This window comes from Enterococcus asini ATCC 700915, from assembly GCF_000407365.1.
In the GTDB taxonomy this organism is placed as follows: Bacteria; Bacillota; Bacilli; order Lactobacillales; family Enterococcaceae; genus Enterococcus_C; species Enterococcus_C asini.
The window spans coordinates 409,668-425,603 of sequence record NZ_ASVU01000002.1; the positions used below are offsets into that span (position 1 = coordinate 409,668).

General features: G+C 45.9%; 16 protein-coding genes and 1 other RNA gene. 13 read left to right on the forward strand and 4 right to left on the reverse strand.

Features of this window, described 5'->3' with window-relative positions:
* The first annotated feature begins 32 nt into the window (after window positions 1-32).
* From I579_RS11850 to nth, 4 genes are all read left to right on the forward strand, one after another.
* Window positions 33-470: a Fur family transcriptional regulator gene (locus tag I579_RS11850; protein WP_010753641.1), complete on the forward strand. Its 438-nt coding sequence runs from the start codon at window positions 33-35 to the stop codon at window positions 468-470.
* Window positions 470-847: a RidA family protein gene (locus I579_RS11855; RefSeq protein WP_010753642.1), complete on the forward strand. Its 378-nt coding sequence runs from the start codon at window positions 470-472 to the stop codon at window positions 845-847. The genes I579_RS11850 and I579_RS11855 overlap by 1 nt, the downstream gene beginning before the upstream one ends.
* Before the next feature lie 68 nt (window positions 848-915).
* A complete protein-coding gene (locus I579_RS11860) occupies window positions 916-1,626 on the forward strand; it encodes a DnaD domain-containing protein (RefSeq protein WP_010753643.1) in 711 nt (236 codons plus the stop codon).
* A gap of 5 nt (window positions 1,627-1,631) precedes the next feature.
* The gene (gene nth, locus I579_RS11865; RefSeq protein ID WP_034810417.1) at window positions 1,632-2,285 is read left to right on the forward strand and encodes an endonuclease III; all 654 of its coding nucleotides are present in this window, start codon (window positions 1,632-1,634) and stop codon (window positions 2,283-2,285) included.
* 58 nt (window positions 2,286-2,343) lie between these two features.
* On the opposite strand, the gene I579_RS11870 is transcribed toward nth, so the two are convergent.
* Together I579_RS11870 and recU are read right to left on the reverse strand one after the other, a co-directional pair.
* Window positions 2,344-4,722 carry a transglycosylase domain-containing protein gene (locus I579_RS11870; protein WP_010753645.1) on the reverse strand — a complete coding sequence of 793 codons (2,379 nt, stop codon included), beginning with the start codon at window positions 4,720-4,722 and terminating at the stop codon, window positions 2,344-2,346.
* Window positions 4,712-5,374: a Holliday junction resolvase RecU gene (recU, locus tag I579_RS11875; protein WP_010753646.1), complete on the reverse strand. Its 663-nt coding sequence runs from the start codon at window positions 5,372-5,374 to the stop codon at window positions 4,712-4,714. The genes I579_RS11870 and recU overlap by 11 nt, the downstream gene beginning before the upstream one ends.
* Before the next feature lie 70 nt (window positions 5,375-5,444).
* Between recU and I579_RS11880 the strand changes: the two genes are divergently transcribed.
* From I579_RS11880 to I579_RS11900, 6 genes are all read left to right on the forward strand, one after another.
* Window positions 5,445-5,981, forward strand: coding sequence for an SLOG family protein (locus I579_RS11880; RefSeq protein ID WP_034810419.1), 537 nt, complete (start codon window positions 5,445-5,447; stop codon window positions 5,979-5,981).
* Between the two features lie 76 nt (window positions 5,982-6,057).
* A complete protein-coding gene (gpsB, locus tag I579_RS11885; RefSeq protein WP_010753648.1) occupies window positions 6,058-6,522 on the forward strand; it encodes a cell division regulator GpsB in 465 nt (154 codons plus the stop codon).
* Window positions 6,523-6,541: 19 nt separating this feature from the next.
* Window positions 6,542-6,912, forward strand: an RNA gene (gene rnpB, locus I579_RS12725) — RNase P RNA component class B.
* A gap of 164 nt (window positions 6,913-7,076) precedes the next feature.
* Window positions 7,077-8,252, forward strand: coding sequence for a THUMP domain-containing class I SAM-dependent RNA methyltransferase (locus tag I579_RS11890; RefSeq protein ID WP_010753649.1), 1,176 nt, complete (start codon window positions 7,077-7,079; stop codon window positions 8,250-8,252).
* A gap of 19 nt (window positions 8,253-8,271) precedes the next feature.
* A complete protein-coding gene (locus I579_RS11895; RefSeq protein ID WP_034810420.1) occupies window positions 8,272-8,913 on the forward strand; it encodes an HD domain-containing protein in 642 nt (213 codons plus the stop codon).
* Window positions 8,914-8,990: 77 nt separating this feature from the next.
* Window positions 8,991-9,347 carry a hypothetical protein gene (locus I579_RS11900; RefSeq protein WP_010753651.1) on the forward strand — a complete coding sequence of 119 codons (357 nt, stop codon included), beginning with the start codon at window positions 8,991-8,993 and terminating at the stop codon, window positions 9,345-9,347.
* Window positions 9,348-9,449: 102 nt separating this feature from the next.
* On the opposite strand, the gene I579_RS11905 is transcribed toward I579_RS11900, so the two are convergent.
* Window positions 9,450-9,770 (reverse strand): hypothetical protein, encoded by a 321-nt coding sequence (locus I579_RS11905; RefSeq protein ID WP_010753652.1) that lies wholly within the window; start codon window positions 9,768-9,770, stop codon window positions 9,450-9,452.
* Between the two features lie 142 nt (window positions 9,771-9,912).
* Here I579_RS11905 and I579_RS11910 point away from each other — a divergent pair, with 142 nt between their 5' ends.
* Window positions 9,913-11,265, forward strand: coding sequence for a DEAD/DEAH box helicase (locus I579_RS11910; RefSeq protein WP_010753653.1), 1,353 nt, complete (start codon window positions 9,913-9,915; stop codon window positions 11,263-11,265).
* Between the two features lie 86 nt (window positions 11,266-11,351).
* Here I579_RS11910 and I579_RS11915 read toward each other — a convergent pair whose 3' ends face one another.
* Window positions 11,352-11,798 (reverse strand): GNAT family N-acetyltransferase, encoded by a 447-nt coding sequence (locus tag I579_RS11915; RefSeq protein WP_010753654.1) that lies wholly within the window; start codon window positions 11,796-11,798, stop codon window positions 11,352-11,354.
* Between the two features lie 69 nt (window positions 11,799-11,867).
* Between I579_RS11915 and I579_RS11920 the strand changes: the two genes are divergently transcribed.
* Both I579_RS11920 and alaS read left to right on the forward strand, forming a co-directional pair.
* Window positions 11,868-12,923 (forward strand): DUF7278 family profilin-like fold-containing protein, encoded by a 1,056-nt coding sequence (locus I579_RS11920; RefSeq protein WP_010753655.1) that lies wholly within the window; start codon window positions 11,868-11,870, stop codon window positions 12,921-12,923.
* Between the two features lie 335 nt (window positions 12,924-13,258).
* Complete coding sequence (gene alaS / locus I579_RS11925; protein ID WP_010753656.1) at window positions 13,259-15,898, forward strand: alanine--tRNA ligase; 2,640 nt, start codon at window positions 13,259-13,261, stop codon at window positions 15,896-15,898.
* The last annotated feature ends 38 nt before the right edge of the window (window positions 15,899-15,936 follow it).

Sequence of the window (15,936 nt, forward strand, 5' to 3'; positions counted from 1 at the left end):
TATGATAGAGAAAACGAAAGGGGCAATCCGCAATGGAAGATGCGACTGTGGAAAAAACGATCCAAAAGCTACGAGACGAAGGCGTGCGGATCACCAGTCAACGTTACGAAATCATTCAATACCTCGCCTCCACCCATGACCATCCGACTGCCGATGAGATTTACCATGCTTTGGCAGATACCGTCACGGATGTTAGTGTGGCGACGGTTTACAATAATCTCCGTTTGTTTACGGAAAAAGGCATCGTCACCGAATTGAAATTTGGCGATGACGCCAGTCGCTTTGACTTTACCCAAAAACCCCATTACCACGCTTGTTGCGTGCGTTGCGGGAGAATTGCCGATTTCTACTATCCTGGTTTAGAAGATGTGGAAATGGCGGCTGGCCGCTTAACCGGCTATCAAATCAACCAACACCGTTTGGAAGTCTATGGCCTTTGCCCCGACTGTCAGAAATTGGAGGAAAGCTGATGAACGTCATTCAAACAAATCAAGCACCGGCAGCTATTGGGCCTTATGCCCAAGGACGGATTGTCAATGGTTTGCTGTTTGCTTCCGGCCAAGTGCCTCTGGACCCTAGTACCGCGGAAGTGGTCGGGACTACCATTGAAGAGCAGACCAAACAAGTCTTAAAGAATATAGAGGGCATCTTACATGCTACCGGAGTCGACTTTTCTGCTGTGGTGAAGACGACTTGTTTCTTACAAAACATGGCAGACTTTACGACGTTCAATGAGGTTTATGCTACCGCGTTTACCGAGCCGTATCCTGCCCGGTCAGCAGTCGAAGTTGCACGATTGCCAAAAGAGGTTTTGGTGGAAATCGAAGTCATTGCCAAGGTCGAATAAACACCGGAAGACAGAGGTGAGAGCTTCTGTCTTCTTTGTGTAATGGTGGAATGGAAAGAAGGAGCAAGATGGATTTTTTTCAAGCATATTTAGCAGCGGGGCAGGTCAGTGTCCCCCGCATGATTTTAAAACACTATCATGAACTAGGCATGGATGCCGAGGAGTTGGTCTTTTGGCTCGAATTGTACGCGTATCAGGAAAAAGGTGCCTATCCTGATCTCAATCAGGTGGCTCAAAGCATGGGCATTACCCAAACGAGAGTATTTCAGCTCTTGGCCCAGGCCGATCAGAAGCAACATTTGCGTTTGGTCACACAAAAAGATGCCCAAGGAAAGCAAACCGATACCTATGATTTTCGGCCATTATTTGAAAAATTGACCAAGCTCTATCAGCAACAGGCCCAAACCAAAAGCGCTCAAGCTACAGCAGATAAGGTCAGTAATCTATACAAAACCTTTGAACAAGAATTTGGCAGACCTTTGTCTCCTTTAGAATTTGAACGAATCGCTGGTTGGTTAAACGAAGACCACTACGATCCGGAATTGATTCGCCTGGCTTTAAAAGAAGCGGTAACTCATCAGGCTCGTAACCTCAGCTACATCGATCGCATTTTATTAAACTGGGAAAGTAAAAACATCCGCAACAAGGAAGAAGTGGCCCAAGAGCAGTCCCGTCGGAAGTTGCAAATCATGCAAAAAGCTGCCGATAAGACTGGGAATCAAGCACAAGACGACTCTTTGCCGCCTGTAACGTTGCACAATCCCTTTAAGGAGGACTGAGTATGCTGTTAAACCAAGCGAAAACCCGGGAAGCCTTACAAATCATGGGAGAGATGTTCCCTGAGGCCCATGGGGAATTAGTCGCAGGGACCCCGTTTCAATTATTGATCGCGGTGATTTTATCCGCCCAAGCTACCGATGTTTCGGTAAACAAGGCAACACCGGCTTTGTTTGCGGCTTATCCTACTCCTGAAGCCCTCGCGCAAGCTCCGGTGGAAGAAATCATTGCCAAAATCAAAACCATCGGCCTGTATCGCAATAAGGCTAAAAACATCAAAGCCTGTGCCGCCAAACTCTTAACGGATTTCAATGGGGAAGTGCCCCACACGAAAGAAGAATTAATGACGTTACCGGGAGTCGGACGAAAAACCGCCAATGTAGTGTTAGGGGACGCCTTTGGGATTCCCGGCATTGCCGTGGATACCCATGTGGAACGCGTCTCCAAACGCCTGCATATTTGCAAGCAAGATGCCACGGTTTTACAAGTGGAAGAAACCTTAATGAAGAAATTACCGAAAAAAACTTGGGTTCATGCCCATCACACCATGATCTTTTTTGGGCGTTACCACTGTACCGCTCGCAGTCCTAAGTGTGAAGGCTGTCCGTTGCTTTTCCTCTGCCAAGACGGGCAAAAGCGTTTAGGCATTAAAAAGAACTAAAGAAAAAACGCAGTTTCAGCGGATTGCCGAAACTGCGTTTTTTTGTATTCGATGGGGTTTAGCCGTTGTTGTTACCATCACCATTGGCGTTTCCGTTGCCATTACCATTTCCTTGGCCTTGGTTATTGTTGTTTCCAGGGTTTTCTTCTGAGGAAGATTCTGGCGTTTCGCTACTTGGTGTCGTGCTACTTTCCGGTGTTGAACTGCTTGGTGTCGTCGTGGAGCTTTCGGAACTCGAGCTGGAGCTTGACGACGAGCTAGAAGACTCGGTGGTAGAGCTTTCGGAACTGGATGATGTAGTAGACTCTGTTGTGGAGGTGCTTTCTACCACACTACTACTAGAAGAGCTGCTGGAGCTTGGGGTCACAGAGGACTCCGGCTCAGGAGCTTTGTACGTATCCCGCCAGTAAAGTTCACTACCCACGCGCACTAAGTCTTCTGGCATTTCCCAGTCGCTAACGGTGCTGTTGCGAGTAATGTATTGCATTAAGTTGCGATAGACATCGGAAGCCACCATATTGGAATCATTGGTAATCGGCGTCATGCGATTGTTGTAACCTGTCCAAACTGACAAGGAGAAGTCTGGAGTGTAGCCGGCAAACATGACATCGGGATAGACATTGCTGGAAATGCCCAATTTTGCCAGTTCCTCATCGGTGTAGTTGGAAGTCCCGGTTTTCCCTGCTTGAATCAAGCCGGGGATTTCCGCATTGTAGCCGGTACCCTCTGTAATAACATCCTTTAAGACGTCCGTCACCATATAGGCGGTGCCGGCTTCCATGGCTTTGGTGCCATCGGGATTAAATTCATCGTAGGAACCGTCTTGGTAGACGATTTTGCTGATGTACATCGGTTTGTAATAGGTACCACCATTGGCAAAGGCACTGTAGGCAGCCGCTAGTTTTTCCGAGGAAACCCCATATTTCGTGCCGTCTTGAGCCGTATTACTGGAAATCGCATTACTGATTACCATGTTTTTGTACTCAATGCCTAGACCTTTTAGGAAGTCATGGGCTTTATCGATGCCCACTTCGTCCAAAAGCTTAACAGAAGGGACGTTTCGTGACTGACTTAAAGCGGTACGCAAGGAGATATTGCCCATGTATTTCAAGTCCCAGTTGTTGACTTTTATATCGGTACCGGGATAAGTGTAAGGCTCATCATCAATGCGGGTGCCCGTGGAGTCTTTCAAATATTCAAAGGCGGGGCCGTAGTCGGTGACAGGTTTCATGGTGGAACCAAAGTCCCGAGAAGTATTGACCGCTAAGTTGTTGCCTAAGACCACGGAAGAGTCGATATTGCGTCCGCCGATTTGGGCGCTGACTTTCCCGGTATGGGTGTCTACTAAAGTCGCAGCAACTTGCATGTCGCTATCAGGATATTGTACGTATTGGTCCGTATTAACGATGTCATAGAGTCGATTTTGAGCATCTAAGTCCAAGTTCGTGTAGACTTCCAAACCATCGGTATAGACATTTTTCCCCGTTAAATCTTTGACTTGTTGAATGACTTCTTTCACGTAGCCATCGTATTTCACCCAATTTTGACTAGAGTTCGTAAATTCGATTAAGCCGTCTGTCACAGGGGTGTCTACGGCTTCTTTGTATTCCTTTTCCGAGATTTTGTTGTTTTCTTTCATGGTGTACAAGACGATGTCCCGACGTTTCTTGGCTAATTCAGGATTCTTGTAAGGGTCGTAGCTTTCTGGTGCTTGGGGCATTCCGGCAATCAAAGCGGTCTGTGCTAGGTTCAATTCATCTAGCCCTTTACCAAAGTAGGCTTTGGCGGCGGTTTGCATCCCAGAAATCCCGTTAGACATATAGACTTTATTAATATAGTAGGTTAGGATTTCTTGTTTGGATTTTTCCTTTTCCAATTGAATCGCCATCCAAGCTTCTTGGGCTTTTCGCTTCAACGTTTGATCGGAAGCCTTGGTGGAGAAGAAGGAGAGCTTAATCAATTGTTGGGTTAAAGTGGAGCCACCTTGAGTGGTATTGCTAGTCAAATTGGAAATTGCCGAGCCGATAATTCGAATGGGGTCTACCCCAATGTGTTTGTAGAAGCGCTTGTCTTCCACGGAAACGATGGCGTCTTCTAGTAGCTGAGGCACTTCTTGGGAGGTGATCGTTTCCCGGCGTTCGGCTCCTAATTCGGCGTAGCTATCGCCATTACTAGCGTATAAAGTGGAGGACACGGCGGATTCCAGGTTGGTGTCGTCGATTTTCGGGGCATCCTTGGCGTAATACCAAAACAAACCCACACCTCCGAGAAAAGCTAGCATGCCTAAAATAAAGAGGCTCGCCACCACGCGGAAGATAATCGTTCCTACTGAGCGTTTTTTCTTTGGTTTATTGTTTTTGCCATTTTTTTTCGGGGGTTGTTTTCCCGATTTTTTGTTTTGATTCCGAGCAGCTCTTGAAGGGGTATCAGTTGTCATGTTCTTGCTCCTTTAGTGCGATATAGTGGTCCAAAGCATCAAGATAAGGAATCCGCGGGGCAATGCCTAGGAAAATCTCGGTGCTTTCGGCTTCGATTACCTGTAAAGGAATCGATTTTTTTGCAGTAGCTTGTGCTTGCCAGTGGCGGTCCAATGTTTTGCTATCCATGAAAAAACAGCGTTGCAGTTGAGAAAACCACAATAAAACAAAGGTGATGCCTCCTTGGTTGCGGCAAGCGTTCATATGGGTAATCTGATGCTGGTGAAAGTTTTTCAAAGGAAATGAAGTCTTGTTTTTGGTTTCCTTGGCTTCAAAGTCCACGTAATAGCCCTTGTAAACCCCGTTGTAGTCCGTGGTGGAAGCTTCTTTAAAGTACGCTTCCTTAATCACCGCGGCGCTCCGGCGAGGGTAATCCACTTTCACGATTTGAATCGGGGTAGGCTTTTTATGAATCACCGCCAAATTGCGACTTAAATAATAAGCATTGCTTTCATTGATGGCTTCTTCAAAGCGCATGCCTCGATTGGCAAAGTTGTTTTTTTTCTGGGTTTGAGCCGTTCTTTTAGACGGCGGGGTGGTGCGGACTTGTTTTGCGGGCTTTTTCGGTATATCATCGGAATAAAGCCGTCCGTCGGGATAGTTGAGAACCATGCTATCACTCTCCTACCGGGCTATTATACCAAAATCTAGTAGGGAAAGGAAAAAAACCGTGGCTGAACCAATCAAAACCCTCGTGGTAACCGGCTATCGCAGCTATGAAATGGGCGTTTTTAAAGAAGACGACCCGAAAATCACAGTTATTAAGAATGTCCTAAAACAGCGGCTCAAAGACTATCTGGAAGAAGGTTTGGAGTGGTTGTTAATCGGAGGCAATCTAGGGGTGGAAATCTGGGCTGCCCAAGCGGCCTTCGAACTGCGAGAAGAATACCCGGAATTACGCGTGGGCGTGATTTTTCCTTTTTTAGAATATGGGAATCAATGGAAAGAAAACAATCAAGCATTGTTGCAGAAGTTGAAAACCCAAGCAGACTTCGTAGAGGCCACCAGTCATAAACCTTATGAAAATCCTGCCCAACTGCGAAATCACACTCGCTTCTTATTGGAACACTCTGGTGGGGTACTGATGGTTTACGATGAAGAATTTCCCGGAAAAACCCAGTATTTTTTGAAAGATGCCCAGCATTTCGGGGAGAGCTTTCCTTATCAAATTGATAAAATTACGATGGATGACCTACAAAATGCAAGTTTAGAAGGATAGTATTTGATTTCCCTGAGTTTTTTGATAGAATAGATAGGAAAGATTACTCTTTTGAAAAAGTTAATGAGGTGTATATATGGCAAATTTAAATTACAGTCCAAAAGATATTCTCCAACAAGAATTCAAGACGAAGATGCGGGGCTATGACCCAGTCGAAGTCGACGAATTTTTGGACAATGTCATTAAAGATTACGAAAGCTACAATAAAGAAATCTTGGCGTTGCAAGAAGAGGCCGACCGTCTCAACGCAAAAGTAGCGGAATTGTCGAAAAATCAAAGTGCAACACCGACTCGCACTACGCAAGAAGCACCTAAGAGTCAAGTGGTGACCAACTTTGATATTTTGAAACGCTTGTCCAATTTGGAAAAAGAAGTCTTTGACAAGAAACTCGATCAGGATACTACGACGACGCCAAACGTTGCGCCTGAAACTCGTTCTGCCATTAACAGCGCCAATTACTTTGCCAAAGAGAAAGAAGTCGTAGTGGAAGAACCAAAAGAAGAAACACCAGAAGACTTGGAAAAAACCCGTCAATTTTAATTCTTGACGAGACACTGTGATTTTCGGGCAATCGCGGGCCGGCTTGACCGGTCTGAGGAAAGTCCATGCTCGCACCGGCTGAGATGCTGGTAGTGTTCGTGCCTGGCGAAACCATAAGCCAGGGTACCGAGAAATCGGTAACGGCAGGAAAAACACCCTAAGGCTATGCTATGGGTCAGTATCCTTGAAAGTGCCACAGTGACGAAGCGCCATTGGAAACAATGGCGGTGGAACGGGGTAAACCCCTCGAGCGAGCAACCCAAACAATGGTAGGGGCGCTTCTTTGACGGAATCAAACGAATACAAGAAGGCAATGAAATTGCAGATAGATGATTGCCCAAGGTTGTCTCGGACCTGACAGACAACCTGGACAGAACATGGCTTATAGAAAATCACAGTCTTTCAGGGCGATTGACAGGCTCATAGTTGTTTTGTGCAAACGAAACGATTATGGGCCTGTTTTCACGAAAACCAAGCGTTGGGCAGACGGTCTCGGGTTGTTGTCCCTACGCATGCGATAAATCAACTATCAATTTAAAAAATGAGGGAACAAAATGGAGAAAAATCAAGAATTTTCACTGATTGCCACGGCGGCCGCAGGGTTAGAAGCCTTAGTCGGCAAAGAACTGCGGGATATGGGCATCGAGTGCCAAGTCGAAAATGGCCGAGCTCGCTTCAAAGGAACCATGGAAGACATCGCCAAAGCAAATCTTTGGTTGCGCACCGCCGACCGGGTAAAAATCGTAGTGGGAGAATTCGATGCCTTGACCTTCGATGAGCTTTTCGAAAAAGTCAAAGCACTCCCTTGGGAAGATTTTTTGCCTTTAGACGCGAATTTCCCTGTGGCGGGTCGCTCTATTAAATCGAAATTGTACAGTGTGCCGGATTGCCAAGCGATTACCAAAAAAGCCATCGTGGACCGATTGCGGAATTATTACCACCGTCCGGCAAGCGTGCCATTGGCTGAAACCGGGGCTTTGTTCCAATTGGAAGTGGCTTTACTAAAAGACCATGTACTAGTGACCTTGGATACTACGGGGCCAAGCTTATTTAAACGGGGCTATCGTCTAGAAAAAGGTGGCGCACCTTTGAAGGAAAATATGGCGGCGGCTTTGGTGATGTTAACCAACTGGCGCAAGGATCGCCCTTTTGTGGATCCTGTGTGCGGCTCCGGGACTTTGTGTATCGAAGCGGCTTTGATTGGCCACAATATTGCACCAGGTTTTAACCGGAGTTTTGCTTGTGAAGAGTGGGACTGGTTTTCACAAGACGTCATGGACAAAGTCCGGCAAACAGCAGAAGAAGCAGCGGATTATGATGTGGAATTGGACATTAGCGGCTATGATATCAGCGGCCCAATGATTGACTTGGCCCAAAAGAATGCGGATGAAATCGGGCTAGGGGACTCCATTACCTTTAAGCAGCAAGCGGTGAAAGACTTTAAGACGGACAAGGAATACGGGGTCATCGTAGCCAACCCGCCTTATGGGGAACGTTTGGGGGAAGAAGAAACGGTCCGAGTTCTTTATCGGCAAATGGGCCAAGTCTTTAAGCCGTTGACTACTTGGAGCAAGTATATCTTAACCAGTGATTTGCAATTTGAAGAATTTTACGGAGCGAAAGCCACGAAAAAACGCAAGCTTTATAACGGAGCTTTGCGCACGGACTTCTTCCAATACTGGGGCACGCGACCACCACGGAAAAACCGGGAGGAAGCCAGCCATGAATGAAGCCCAATTACAAGAAGTAATGGCTCAAATAGCCGGCATTATGGACTACGCAAAACAACATTTGGCCCACGACGGTAGCGGGCATGGTTATGACCATGCCCAGCGTGTGGCTCATTTGGCAGAAAAAATCTTGGCCCATACGGAAGAATCCGTGGATGCCACGGTAGTCTTGGCGGCTTGCTACTTACACGATACGATTGATGACAAAGTGGTAGCCGATGTGGAGGCAGCCACAGAAGATCTGCGGGAATTTTTAGGTACACAGGGGTTGAGCGGAGAACAAGTCTTAGAGATTCTTTTGATTATTGACAATTTGTCTTTTTCAAAACAATACTTTGGCAACAGTCTGCCACTACCTTTAACCGGACAAATCGTCCAAGACGCAGACCGCTTAGAGGCTTTAGGAGCGATGGGGTTACTGCGGACGGCTTATTTTGGTGGTTACAGTGGGCATCCTTTACACGATCCAAATATGGAACCAAAGAAATTTACCTCCAAAGGCGAGTATCGCCAAGGAACGACAGTTATCAATCACGTCTATGAAAAATTGTTTTTATTAGTCGATCTGATGAACACGCCTTATGGGAAACAAGAAGGCCTACGCCGGAAGCAATTCATGGAGGACTTTCTCACAGAGTTCTATCAAGAATGGGATATTTGAAAATTTTTTAATGCTAAGGTGTATTGTTTCTTTTTTTCGACGCCATCCCCTATAATCGGGGTAGGGAGTTGAAGAGCATGTTTTACCAGAAAGCATATAAGGTAGATGAAATGGCCAGGGTGTTGGCCAATGTGTCCGAATGTTTTTTTATCATTCAGGGCCATTTTATTAATAAGGAGTATCGCGTGGCGGTTTACAAATACGACCACGAGTATTTTTTGCTCCGAGATCATCGTATTTTTTTGAATACCGCCAAGACGAAAGGGCAAATCGCCGGGGATGAAAACCTAGTGTTGCCTTATATTGAGGAAGCCCTGGAAGAAAATAAATACCTTTTAATCGATAAGGCGTATTTGCGTTTGGAATTAGCCATTTTGGATAAAATGTCGAAACACAATGGCATTGATATCCAGTATTTCGAATTTGTCGATTAGGGAGGATTAGGAAGTAGGCAGCTTCCGGGTTCGGATTTTATTTAACCAAACAAAAAGGCCGGGGCACGTGTGTCCCGACCTTTTCTTGCGTATTGTAAAAAATTATTGGTGGCGTATTTTGTAAATCCGACGCCAAGCCCGAATCAAGTTTAAAGCGACTAAGATGATGCCAATTACCAGTCCAATATAAAGCGTCCAAACAGGCGCGCCTAACGCATGGGTAACCGCCGTCCAGTCTTTTACCGCTGCTTCGTGAAAGGCATACTGAATCACTTGAAAACAAAAAGCGCTTAAAAAGCCGGCGATAATAAAGAGCACAAAGCCGATATAAGAAACCTCGCTCCGCTTGCGAAAAATCGCAAAGCCCGCATAAAGGATAAGTAGCGCCACTGGTACCCCGTAGGCAAAATATGGATTTAACATCTTGGACACCCCCTGTAATCATCATACTTCATTTTAGGGGATTAGGAAAATATCTCGCCGGTGAAAATGAAAAGAAAATTCGCCAGAGATGCACAAATATGCTATAATGCCAAGGATTGCCAAAAGAAAGAAGGTGGAGCAAATGACCTTTGAAACATTTGAATTCAAACCATTTATCACAAACGCCCTGAAAGAACTAGGCTTTTCCCAACCTACGGAAGTCCAACAACGATTGATTCCTTTGATCCAGAAGAAAAAAAGTGTGGTGGGCCAATCCCAAACCGGTACCGGGAAGACCCATACGTTTTTGTTACCCTTAATGGATCGGATCGATCCTACGAAAAATGAAGTCCAAGTCGTAGTGACCGCCCCAAGCCGGGAGTTGGCCACCCAGATTTACCAAGCAGCTAAACAAATTGCCGGCTTCTCTGATCCTTTGATTCGCGTGACGAATTTTGTGGGGGGAACGGATAAAAAACGCCAAATCGAGCGCCTGCAACATCAACAACCCCATATCGTAATCGGTACGCCGGGACGGATTTTGGACTTGTTGAATGAACAAGCTTTGGACATTCACACGGCTAATGCTTTTGTAGTGGATGAAGCGGACATGACCTTAGATATGGGCTTTTTAGCAGAAGTCGACCAAATCGCTGGTCGCTTACCGGAAAGACTCCAAATTTTGGTCTTTTCTGCCACGATTCCAGAAAAACTGCGTCCTTTCTTGAAGAAATACATGCAAAATCCGATTATCGAGGAAATCAAGCCGAAAGCAGTCCTTTCTGAAACCATCGAAAACTGGTTGGTTTCCACTAAAGGACGCAATACCAATCAACAGATTTACCAACTGTTGACCATGGGACAGCCGTACTTGGCCATTGTTTTTGCGAATACGAAGCAAAAAGTGGATGAAATCACCGACTACTTGAAGAATCAAGGCCTAAAAGTCGCGAAGATTCACGGGGATATCACTCCGCGGGAACGTAAACGCATCATGCGTCAAGTGCAAAATATGGACTACCAATACGTGGTGGCCACCGATTTAGCAGCTCGGGGCATTGATATCGAAGGCGTTTCCCATGTGATCAACGCCGAATTGCCTAGTGATTTGGAATTCTTCATTCACCGAGTGGGCCGGACTGGACGTAATGGCTTGCCTGGAACGGCGATTACTTTGTACGATCCTGCCGATGAAGCTAGCATCATTGCTTTGGAAAAAATCGGCGTAACTTTTGAACCAAAAGAGCTGAAAAACGGCGAATTGGTTGATAGCTACGACCGCAACCGTCGGAAAAAACGGGAAAAGAGCAAAGACGAGTTGGATCCCACGTTAATCGGCTTGGTGAAAAAGAAGAAAAAGAAAATCAAGCCTGGTTATAAGAAGAAAATCCAACGAGCAGTGGATGATAGCAATCGACAAAAACGTAAAATCGAACGGCGTCAACAAACAAGAACCGCTCGCAAACACAAAAAACGTTCCACTGATGGACAATAAAATTAGAAACACAAAAAGCCGAGAAATTTCTCGGCTTTTTTGTATGCTATGATAGTTTCCTTTGAGTGAGGCAACACGGGCTAAAACTAGTAGTCTTTAAAACGTTTTTCCATAGTGATACAGAGAAGGCCATCTTCATAGAAGGGGTCACCAAAAGGCTGGTAGCCGAGTTTTTCGTAAAAGCCTTGAGCGCTGGCTTCGGCACTTAGGACGCTGCCCAAGTAGCCTTCTTTTTGCGCTTTGGCTTCATAGTCTACTAATAATTGCTGGCCGATTCCTTGTTTGCGATAGGCTTTGGCTACACAAAAACGATCCGGGCGAATCCAGTTAGCACGCTTGCTATCCCTTTGATAACGAATGGTGGCAATCGGGATTTGTCCATCAAACATCACAAAAAAGTCCGGTTGCTGTTTATCCAATTCATCGAATTCTAATTCCGCTGGGATGCCTTGCTCTAGCACAAAGACTTGATAGCGTAGATAAAAGGCGGCTGCTTGCAGCCAAGAGTCGTTGCCAAAGACTTGTCTTTTCATTTTTGCTCCTGTCCTGATTGAGTCGTGGTATACTTAATGATAACAGATTGGAATAAGGGAGTCAGTAGGATGAATTTATTTGAGATGATGGAATGGAGCAATTGGAAGAAGTTAACCGATGAGGCCATGTTACAAGTGATTGGCAAGGTGTTGATGTACTTTGTCAGCCCCTTAAAACTGGTGACAGACATTCGTTTGGTGGATTTTGAATTAGCCGGCGTGAAATGTCGCACGGCGGAATTAGCCATTGACGGGGATTTGTTTGTCTTCGTGCCGGGAAATCAAGAAGCGATTCTTGGTTGGGACTTAGGCGTGGAAGGCATCAATGCTACGGCTTGGGCACCGCCATTTCCTGAAGAAAAATCCTTGTTGACCCAACAGTTGCTTACAGAATTTGGCTTGGAAACCGAAGAACAATGGGATCAATTCGTCAACCTTTACACCACGCCTTTGCGTAAAGTCGCCATCGCTCCGATGTTGGTGGAAAAATACGCGCTCCCTGTAGGAACAAAGTATCTAGGCGACTTGGATACGGTCACTGGGGAATTCAACGGGGATGTGGGGGGATTTGCCGAAGCGGAAACAGCGGTCCGAGAACTTTTTACCCCTCCTACAAGCTTTGAAGAGAGTTTGAATTTCAGTCTGCCGGAAAAAGCCGAAATCGGTGAAAAGTATTATTTGGAGCTGTCGGCTGATTTGGAAAGCTACCATGTTTTTGAGCGGCGCTTTAAAACTCAAGAGGAAATCATCAAAGGCATCCGCAAAGAAGGGTTCCGTCTTTTAACGGAAGATCAATGGGAATACGCTGTCGGTGGTGGCACCCGGCGTTTGTTCCGCTGGGGCAATGACCTAGACAGTGACGACTCTTACTGGGGGCGCCAAGTCAGAGCCTTCTTGCAAGGTGCCAATATGTTTGGTCTTATAATCGATGATTCCTTGAAGCGGTATGAAATTACGCGAGAGTCCCAGTTAAAACTAGATCACTGGGAAACTACAGGGATTCCTTTGCTAGACTTTTTACCTTTGGCCACTTATTTCCGTGCGCCGCGACAGTTAGAAAAAACGGAGTCCTTGCCATTAGATGAATTCTTGTTTCGCCGGGCCGTGGTAATCGACCGGAAGTAAGGGAGTTGTGGTTCCTTTTTACAAGGGAGCAGAAGGCTTACGACGGGATTTTCCGTTGACATTTTCTGAAACATCTTCTATACTTTACAAAGACAAAAGGCCATAATCAAAAGGTCCCTTCTTCACAGAAAGCTCTCAAAAGCTGAGATGAGAGCAAGAAGGCTTTGTGATTGCTCCCTTTTTGACTTGCGGTAAAACGCAACGGTCCTCACCGTTATCGAGCTTAAGAGGTAATGCACGACAGCATTGCAACCAAGGTGGTACCGCGTTGACACGTCCTTGGTCTGCAAGGCTGTCTTTTTTTATCCAATAATTTTAGAAAGTAGGCTATTTTCATGAAACAACTCACCAGTGCCGAAGTTCGGCAACTCTTTTTAGACTTCTTTAAATCCAAAGGGCACAGCGTAGAACCCAGCGCTTCTTTGGTACCGGTTAACGATCCTACGTTATTGTGGATCAACTCCGGTGTCGCAACGTTGAAAAAATACTTTGATGGATCTGTCGTGCCGGAAAATCCCCGGATTACCAATGCACAAAAATCCATTCGAACCAATGATATCGAAAATGTTGGGAAAACCGCACGGCACCATACCATGTTTGAAATGCTCGGGAACTTCTCCATTGGGGATTACTTTAAAGAAGAAGCGATTCACTGGGCGTGGGAATTTCTAACAGGCGCTGAATGGATGGCTTTTGATCCGGAATTACTCTATGTGACCGTTTATCCAAAAGATACGGAAGCAAAACGGATTTGGCACGAAGAAGTGGGCTTGCCTTTAGATCACATCGTGGAAATCGAAGACAACTTCTGGGATATCGGTGCTGGCCCAAGTGGTCCCGACACCGAAATCTTCTACGACCGAGGAGAAGAATTTAACGACTTAGCTCCAGACGATCCGGAAAACTATCCTGGTGGTGAAAACGAACGCTATTTGGAAATCTGGAACTTGGTCTTCTCCGAGTTTAACCACAAACCAGACGGCACTTACGAACCACTACCCCATAAAAACATTGATACGGGCATGGGCTTGGAACGGATGGTTTCCATCGTACAAAATGCCCCAACCAACTTTGAAACGGACTTATTCTTGCCAATCATCAAGCAAGTAGAAGACTTAAGTGGGCACTTTCAATACGGGGATAATGCACAAACGGACATCTCCTTTAAAGTGATTGCCGATCACATTCGGGCGTTGTCCTTTGCGATCGGTGACGGGGCATTGCCATCTAATGAAGGCCGGGGCTATGTCTTGCGTCGTCTGTTGCGTCGGGCAGTTATGCACGGCAAGAAACTAGGCATTGACGAAGCCTTCTTGTACAAATTGGTGCCAACAGTGGGCCACATTATGGAAAGCTACTACCCAGAAATCTTGGAACAACAAGACTTTATCGAAAAAGTCGTGAAAAACGAAGAGGAACGCTTCCACGAAACCATCAATGAAGGGTTGGAAATCTTAACCGAATTGTTGGAAAAAGTCAAAAAAGAACATGGAGATACCCTTGCCGGTAGCGACATTTTCAAATTGTACGACACCTATGGCTTCCCAGTGGAATTAACGGAAGAAGTCGCGGAAGATGAAGGTTTGAAAGTCGATCATGCTGGTTTCGAGCAAGAAATGGAAGCACAACGGACTCGGGCTCGTAACGCTCGGAGTACGGAAACTTCCATGGGTGTGCAATCCGCTTTGTTAACGGACATTAAAGTGGACAGCAAATTCGTGGGCTATGAAAAAGAAGTTGCCGATAGCGAATGCTTGGTAATTATTTCCCATGACAAATTAGTTAGCCAAATCAGCGAAGGCGCAGCTCAATTAATCTTTTCCGAAACACCATTTTATGCAGAAATGGGGGGGCAAGTAGCCGATACCGGTGAAATTCGGGACGAAGCTGGCAATCTGGTCGCTCAAGTCAACGATGTACAAAAAGCACCAAATGGCCAATTCTTACACCAAGTAGATGTGGTGGGGGAAATCAAAGAAGGTACCAACTATCACTTAGCGATCGATAGTGCTCGTCGCAACAAGATTATCAAAAATCATACGGCGACGCACTTGTTGCACAAAGCTTTGAAAGAAGTTTTAGGCAGCCATGCTAATCAAGCCGGTTCTTTGGTCGCACCTGGACACTTGCGTTTTGACTTCAGTCATTTTGGGCAAGTGACAGCGGAAGAATTGGTGCAAATGGAAGCCATCGTCAACGAAAAAATCTGGGAAGCAATCCCTGTAGTAACGATTGAAACCGACATTGACACAGCGAAACAAATGGGTGCCATGGCACTCTTTGGGGAAAAATACGGTCACGATGTCCGAGTGGTCAACGTAGGCGATTGGTCCATCGAATTGTGTGGTGGGGTGCACGTGAAGAATACCGAAGACATCGGCATCTTCAAGATTGTTTCCGAGTCTGGAATCGGAGCCGGTGTGCGCCGAATCGAAGCCGTAACTAGCAAGGAAGCATACGAATTGCTTTTTGGGGAAGAAACCCAATTAAAAGAAATCGCACAAATCGTGAAATCACCACAAATCAAAGAAGTAGTATCGAAAACGGAACAATTGCAACAACAACTACGACAATTGCAAAAAGACAACGAAGCTTTGGCAAGCAAACTGGCAAACCAACAAGCCGGGGATGTCTTCAATAACGTGGAAAACGCTGGCGACTTACGCTTCATCGCCGCTCAAATTCAAGTAAAAGACATGAATCAATTGCGCCAATTAGCCGATCAATGGAAACAAAAAGACCTTTCTGATGTATTGGTCTTGGCGACAACCAATGAAGGCAAAGTCAACTTGTTGGCTGCGATGAATGACAAAGCTTTGGCAGCTGGATTTGCTGCTGGGGACTTGATCAAAACCATTGCCCCAATGGTTGGCGGTGGCGGTGGTGGCCGTAAAGACATGGCCCAAGCCGGTGGGAAAAACCCAGCAGGTATTCCTGAAGCACTCGCTGCCGTGGGTCCTTGGTTGACGAAATAGTTTCAAAATAACGCTAGTCACCAAAAATCAATGAAGGG